The sequence below is a fragment of the Streptomyces sp. NPDC055506 genome, from assembly GCF_053643595.1.
The window spans coordinates 46,309-53,359 of sequence record NZ_JBSHKH010000050.1 but is presented as its reverse complement, the minus strand read 5'-3'; the positions used below and the strand labels follow the sequence as shown (position 1 = coordinate 53,359).

The window sequence follows — 7,051 nt, the reverse complement described above, 5'->3', positions numbered from 1 at the left end:
CAGGCCGCGCCGCAGCAACAGTACGAACTGCGCACCGAGTTCCCCTTCCAGCTGCCGCGCGGGTACGTCGACGAGTCGGGCACCGTCCACCGCGACGGTGTGATGCGCCTGTCGACGGCCCGGGACGAACTCGTGCCGCTGCGGGACGTACGGGTGCAGGAGAACCCGGCGTTCCTGTCGGTCGTGCTGCTGGGCCGGGTGATCACCCGGCTCGGCACGCTGCCGAATGTGCACGACGGGACCGTGGAGAACATGTTCGCCTCGGACCTCGCCTTCCTCCAGGACTTCTACCGCCAGATCAACGCGGAGGGCCACACCCGCGCGGCCGTGGAGTGCCCGCACTGCGCGGAGCCCTTCGAGGTGGAACTCGGCGGGAGCCGCCTGGGGGAATCGTGACGTACGCGACCGACCGGCTGCACGAGGAGATCGCGTACGTCGCCTACCACTTCCACTGGAGCATGGACGACATCCTGGACCTGGAACACCGCGACCGCCGCCGCTACACGGCCGAGATCGCGTCCCTGGTCACGCGGGCCGGGGCGGAGGACTGAGGCATGGGGTTCCTGGACCGGTTGCGGGGACGGCGGGACGGCGGGCTTGAGGGTGGCGACGGGGTCGCTGCCGCTGAGGCGGTACCGGTGGGCGGTGGTTCCGCGAGTACGGGTGCGGCCACCGGTACGGACACGAGTCCGGGTGCCGGTACGGGTGCCGGCCCCGTGGTGAGCGCCGCCTGGTCGAGGCTGCCGGCGATCCAGCGGGCCCTGGCCTCCGAGCGGGAGGCCGGGGTCGCCGACGCGGGGTTCGGCGGGCGCCTGCCTACGTGGCAGAACCCGACCTTCGCGGGCACGGCGTCGCCCTCGGTCCTCGACGGGCAGTCGCGCACACTGCTCGGCGACCTCTCACACCCGACGTCGGGCCGACCGGTGTTCGGCCTCGAACGCCCCACGGGAACCTTGCCGTTGACCGGCCCGGAGCCGGTGGTACAGCGGGCACCTGCGGTGCCGTTGCGGGAGATTCCGGCGAGGGCGGTTGGGGCTGACGGGGCTCGGGCTGGTGCTGGTTCGGGTACCGGTCCCGCCAGGTCTGGGGGTGCTGCTGGAGTTTCGGGGGGCTCGGGGGTGCCTTCGGGGGCGGAGGGCTCCGAGGGTTCGACAGTTTCCTGGGGTTCAAGGATTCTCAGGGCCTCTGGGGCCCCCGGGGTGTTGAAGGGTGCCGGAGGCTCGGAGGGTGCCGTAGGAGCGAAGGGTGCCAGAGGAGCGAAGGGTGCCAGAGGAGCGAAGGCTCCCGTAGCCTCGGCAACTCCGGAGCCCTCGAAGGGTGCCGGCAGCTCGCAGGTCCCCCGGGCATTGGCAATTCCCGCCGGGGCATCGAAGGATGCCGGGGCCTCTGGGGGTCCCAGGGCATTGAAGGGTGCCGGAGGATCGGAGGGTTCCGTAGGAGCAAAGGCTGCCGGAGCCTCGGCAACTCCGGAGGCCCCGAAGGGTGCCAGCAGCTCGCAGGACCCCCGGGCTTCGGCAATTCCCACCGGGGCATCGAAGGATGCCGGGGCCTCTGGGGCCCCCAGGGCATTGAAGGGTGCCGGAGGATCGGAAGGTGCCGGAGGAGCAAAGGCTCCCGGGGCCTCGGGAACTCCCAGGGCTTTGAAGGATGCCGAGAGGCCGGAGGTTCCCCGGGCTTCGGGGCTTCCCGGGGCATCGAAGGATGCTCGGGCCGCAAAGGCTCCCGGGGCATTGGAGGGTGCCGGAGGATCGAACACCCCCGGAGCCTCGCGAACTCCTGCGGCCTCGAAGAGAGCCGGGAACTCGGAGGCCCTCCGGCCTTCAGGGACTCCCGGGGCATCGAAGGATGCCGGGGCCTCTGGGGCCCCCGGGGCACTGGAAGGTGCCGGAGGATCGAACACCCTCGGAGCCTCGCGAACTCCTGCGGCCTCGAAGGGAGCCAGGAGCTCGGAGGCTCCCGGAACCTCGGGGACTCCCGGAGCTTCAAAACGTGCCGGGGCACCGAAAGCTGCCGGAGGCTCTAAGACTCCCCCGGCCTCGGGGCTTTCCGAGGCGTCGCAGGGTGCCGGGGCCTCCAAGACTGTCGGGGCCTCAGGCACCCATGGAGGCCCTGAGCATGTCGGCGGCGGGGCGGAAGCCCGTATGGCCCCGGGGCCTGCCGCGAGTGCGGAGGCCGGCCGGGGCGCGAGGGCTGCCGGTGCGCACGCGCCCGTGGTCCAGCGGCTGGGTAGAGGCAGCAGCTCCGCACCTTCGGGTGGCGGTTCGCGGCCGGCTCCGGCAGCCGCACGTGGGGCGACCGCCCGTTCGACAACTCCCGTAGCTTCGGCTGCTCCCTCGGTTCCCGTGGTGTCTCCGATGCCGCCGCCCGCCAGGGCGGAGTTCGCCGCACCGCTCCCCGTTCCTGGCCTCCACGTGACACCCGTTCCGGCGAGCCGGCCGTCCCGGCCCGACTCCCTGACGAGGACTCAGGCAGGAGCGGCACCCGTACAGCGCCGCACGCTCCCGGCAACGCGGCGGACGCCGGCAGTTGACACACCCCCGCCCCGCCAAGCAGCCCCGGCCCCTGTGCAGCGCGCGGTCTCCGGCCATGGCGACGCCCCGAACACCGCCGACCGACGCGACACTGTCCCCTCGGGCCCGGCCCCCACGAGCCGTACGACGAACAGCCCGGCTGCGGAGGCAGCACTCACGCAGCCGAAGGGGCCCGTGCCCCGGCCGGGTGCGGTGACGCCGCCGTCAGGACCGGCCGGGGCGCAAGGGCCCACCCAGTCGGTCAGTACGGACTCGACGCCGGGCAAGTCCCCGCACCCGCACAGCACGGCTCACGCCACAGCCGCACCGATCCCGTCCGTCCAACGCCGACAGGCCACCCACACCCGACCGCAGCCGTCATCCACCACCCCGGGCACCGGACCGGCCCACTCCCCGACCGCCCCCGCCCAAGCGCCACGCCGCACGCGGCCGGACAACACCGCTACGACGTCACCCACCGACAACACGGCACCGACACCCGGCCGGGACAGCCACCCGACCTCCACACCACCGTCAGACCATCCCGCCCCAACGGTCCAACGCCAACAGGCCACCACGCCCACACCGCCGCCGGGCACCCCCACCGCACCACCACGCCCTCCTGTCGACAGGCCTACCCCGGCACCCACTGACATCTCGCCCTCCCCCACGAGCCCCGAACCGAGCCCCGAACCACAGCAACCGCCCCACGCCACCCCTCCCGCACCCCCCACTGCCAAAGCCCCCGTCGCTCCACCGTCAGTGCGCACCGTTCAGCGAGCGGCACTCCCTCCCACCACCCCCTCAGCCGACCGCCGCACGGCAACCGACCCCGCACAGCCCACCGCCCCACGCCACACGCACACCCACACACCCCGCCTCGGCCTCGGCGCCCCGATCACCCCACTGCCCACCGCCTCACCCCAGCAGCCGGCGGCCCCGGCCCCGCTCCCCACCACGCCCCGCCACTCCCCCCTGGGCGCCCCCGTGAGCCCAGCGCCGACGCCCCCAGCCCCCTACACCCCCACCTCCCCCCTCCCCGTAGTCCAGCGCTTCTGGAAGAAGCCGAAGACCACCACCAAGAACGCCCCCAAGAACACCACCGGCGCCCTCGCGGCAGCCGCGGCCGCCACCATCGCCGACACCCTCACAGCCCAGACCGCACCACCCCCGTACACACCCCCCTCACCACACCAGAGCCCCAACCCCCCACCCCCGTACTCGGACTCCGCACCCGCACCCGCACCCACATCCGCGTCCGCGTCCGCGTCCGCGAACCAACCACCCCCACCCGCCTACACAGAGATCCCCAACGGCGGCTTCGACCCCCGTGAGCTCACCGACTTCCAGCTCGACGAGCTGGTCCACCGCCTCATCGGCCGCATCACCCGGCTGATACGCACGGAACTCCGCATGGACCGCGAGCGGATCGGCAGACTCCGCGACCCCCGCCACTGATACAGAAAGGCCCTCGATGTCCCGCCAGGACCCGGGCTCCACCATCTGGTTCACCCTCAGCATCGACGGTGAGAGCCTCGGCTACTTCAACGGATGCGAAGGGCTGTCGTCCCAGGTGGAGGTCGAGCAGCGCCAGGAGGGCGGCAACAACGGGTTCGTCTGGCAGCTGCCCACCCGTGTCACCTTCTCCACCATCCGGCTGACCCGCCCCCTCACCCCGGACACCACGAAAGTGGCCAAGTGGATCTCGTCTGTGCAGACCGGGATCAAGCGGCCCACCGCCCAGATCGCGGCGCTGCGCGCGGACGGTTCGGAGGTGGCCCGCTGGGGGCTGATCGACGTACTGCCGGTGAGCTGGAGCGGTCCCAGCCTGGACCCCGCCAACCCGGCCGTGGCGACCGAGGTCCTGGAGATCGCCCACCACGGGTTCACGGACTGAAGGGGCGGCACGGAGACATGGCACGAGCCAGCAGCAAGGGCGCCGGAAAGAGCCTCGTCAAGGCGACGCTCGCGATTCACGAGCCCCCCGTCGGCAAGAGCACCACGCCCGGCGGGATCATCAAGACCTTCGGCTTCGACTTCAATCCCGCGCAGCTGTCCCTGACCCGCCGCGCCCAGTGGAAGTCGACGCCCGCGCAGATCGAACGGGACGGCTCCCTGCCGGAGTTCATGGGCGCCGAGGCGCGTGAGATGAGCGTGGAGATCTTCCTGGACTCCTCCGCCAAGCCGGCCGGCAACACCGTGCTGAAGAAGGTGGAGTCGCTGCTCGCCTGCTGCGAGGTGACCAACGCCAGCATCGCCGCGAAGCAGCCGTCGCCGCCCTGGGTGGTGTTCCAGTGGGGGTCGTTCTCCACGGCCCGGTTCACGGCGTACGTGAGCTCGGTGGAGGCGACGTACTCCCTCTTCGGCACGACGGGCGTGCCCATCCGGGCCACCTGCCGGCTCCAGCTGCACGAGATCCCCAGCAAGACCAAGAGGCAGAACCCGACGTCGGGCGCGCTCACCGCGCAGCGCGTGCACCGGGTCGTGGCGGGCGACTCGCTGCAGTCGCTGGCCTGGCGGGAGTACGGCAACGCCGCCGCCTGGCGCTCGATCGCCGAGGCCAACGGCATCGACGACCCGTCCCGGCTGCCGGCCGGTGCGGAACTGGTACTGCCCGCCGCCGAGGAGGTACGTCCGTAATGGTGCAGTCCGCGTTCTCCAACGTCGTCGAGGTGAAGCTCGGGGGCGCCAAGGTGCCGCCCGACTTCGCCCGGGCGCTGGTCGACAGCTACGTCGACCAGGGCGCCGGGGTGCCGGCCGCGTTCCGGCTGACCTTCCGGGACCCGTACCGGATCCTCCTGCGCGATCTGAAGGTCACCTTCGGCACGCCGGTGGTCATCACGCCGGTGTCCGACGGCCAGGGCGCCGCCGACCCGCTGCTGACCGGCGAGGTCACGGGTCTGGAGGCCGACTACGACGGCACCGGCACCTTCACCGTGATCCGCGGCTACGACCTCGGGCACCGGCTGCTGCGGCGCCGCCGGGTGGCCGCCTACCGCAACCAGAGCGCGTCGGACATCGCGCGCAAGCTCGCCGCGCAGGGCGGGGTGCCCGTGGGGCGGGTGCAGTCGACGAAGACGGTGTACGAGTTCATCAGCCAGTCGAACGTCACCGACTGGGACTTCCTCGCCCGGCTCGCCGACGAGAACGAGATGGTGATGTCCGTCGACGCGGACGGCAAGTTCCAGTTCGTGAAGCCGAAGCCGTCGTCCGGGGCGCCCTCGCCGAAGACCGACGGCGACCGGAGCCCGTTCGTGCTCCAGGCGGGGCACGACATCCTGCGGCTGCGGTCCGCCGTCACCGCCGCCGACCAGGTCGGCAAGGTCGAGTCGCGGGGCTGGGACGTCACGACGAAGAAGAAGCTGACGGCGACCGCGCCCGCCACCGACAACCCGGGCATCGGCATCGGCACGACACCCGGCGCGGCGGCCGGCAAGTTCAAGCCGGCCAAGCTGGTCGAGACGGGCACGCCGTACGACCGGCAGAACGAGGTGAAGTTCGCCGCCGACGCCCTCGCCGACGACCTCACCTCCTCGTTCGCCGAGATGGAGGTCGTCGCGCGCGGAAACCCCAAGCTGCGCCCGGGGGTTCCGGTGACGCTGTCGGACGTCGGGGAGCCCTTCGAGGGCAAGTACACGGCGACGTCCGTGCGGCATGTGTTCGGCGACGGCCGGCACTACGAGGCGTGGGTGACGGTCAGCGGGCGGCAGTGGAGGTCGCTGTACGGGCTCGCCTCAGGTGGCGCCGAGAGCGCGCCGCGGCTGCCGAGCGTGGCCAACGCCCTGGTCACCGATGTGAACGACCCGCTCAAGCAGGGTCGGGTCCGGTTGCAGTTCCCGTGGCTCGACGACAGCTATGTCAGCGACTGGACGCGGACCGTGCAGTGGGGCGGCCTCGGCGGCGGCGGCATCTTCCCCATGGACGTCAACGACGAGGTGCTCGTCGCGTTCGACCGGGGAGCCCTCGACCATCCCTTCGTCATCGGCGGGCTCTACAACGGCAAGGACAAGCCGACGCCCGTGAACGACGTGCCGCTGCACGACACCGTGCGCAAGAAGGCGAGCCGGCACACCGTCTCGGACCGGGACGGCAACCGGCTGGACCTGCTCAGCCAGAAGACCGGCCTCCGCAAGCAGGGTGTCCGGCTGGCCTCCGGCGACAAGCAGCTGACCATCAACCTGGACCGGACCAATACCGAGATCGTGGTGGACAGCAAGGGGTCGGTGAAGATCAAGGGCAGCCGGTCGGTGTCGGTCGAGGCCGGTACCGATCTCACGCTGAGCGCGAGGCGGTCCGTGAACATCAAGAGCGGCGGGTTGGTCAACATCCAGGGCCGCGGGCTGGTCAACCTCAAGTCGCTCGGCGGAGCGGTCACCGTGGACGCGATGGGCGCGCTCAATCTCAAGGCGCTCGGCGCGGCAACGTTCACTGCGGGTGGCACGGTCCAGGTCAACACCATTGCGAATGTCGGCATCCGGGCGATCACCATCGCGCTGCAGGGCGCGGTGTTGGTCAACAGCAAGCCGTATCCGCTGCCGTGA

6 protein-coding genes are annotated in these 7,051 nt (G+C 71.5%); all 6 read left to right on the top strand.

Annotated features, from left to right (window positions below):
* Positions 1-396, top strand: a 396-nt coding sequence (locus tag ACWIF2_RS20510; protein ID WP_454361938.1) for a hypothetical protein, incomplete at its 5' end; no start/stop codon positions are given.
* Positions 393-551 carry a DUF6760 family protein gene (locus ACWIF2_RS20505; RefSeq protein WP_189728064.1) on the top strand — a complete coding sequence of 53 codons (159 nt, stop codon included), beginning with the start codon at positions 393-395 and terminating at the stop codon, positions 549-551. The genes ACWIF2_RS20510 and ACWIF2_RS20505, both read left to right, overlap by 4 nt.
* Positions 552-3,497: 2,946 nt before the next feature.
* Complete coding sequence (locus ACWIF2_RS20500) at positions 3,498-3,968, top strand: extensin (protein ID WP_454361937.1); 471 nt, start codon at positions 3,498-3,500, stop codon at positions 3,966-3,968.
* Positions 3,969-3,984: 16 nt separating this feature from the next.
* Entirely contained in the window at positions 3,985-4,407 is a 423-nt protein-coding gene (locus ACWIF2_RS20495; RefSeq protein WP_382496833.1) for a phage tail protein, read from the top strand.
* Between the two features lie 17 nt (positions 4,408-4,424).
* Positions 4,425-5,150, top strand: a complete 726-nt coding sequence (locus tag ACWIF2_RS20490) for a CIS tube protein (RefSeq protein ID WP_454361936.1) — start codon at positions 4,425-4,427, stop codon at positions 5,148-5,150.
* Positions 5,150-7,051, top strand: coding sequence for a VgrG-related protein (locus ACWIF2_RS20485; protein WP_454361935.1), 1,902 nt, complete (start codon positions 5,150-5,152; stop codon positions 7,049-7,051). Before ACWIF2_RS20490 ends, ACWIF2_RS20485 begins: the two co-directional genes overlap by 1 nt.

Bases quoted from the DNA above. Each gene is read 5' to 3' on its own strand.
- ACWIF2_RS20485 (WP_454361935.1), top strand. From the start codon at position 5,150: ATGGTGCAGTCCGCGTTCTCCAACGTCGTCGAGGTGAAGCTCGGGGGC.
- ACWIF2_RS20490 (WP_454361936.1), top strand. From the start codon at position 4,425: ATGGCACGAGCCAGCAGCAAGGGCGCCGGAAAGAGCCTCGTCAAGGCG.
- ACWIF2_RS20495 (WP_382496833.1), top strand. From the start codon at position 3,985: ATGTCCCGCCAGGACCCGGGCTCCACCATCTGGTTCACCCTCAGCATC.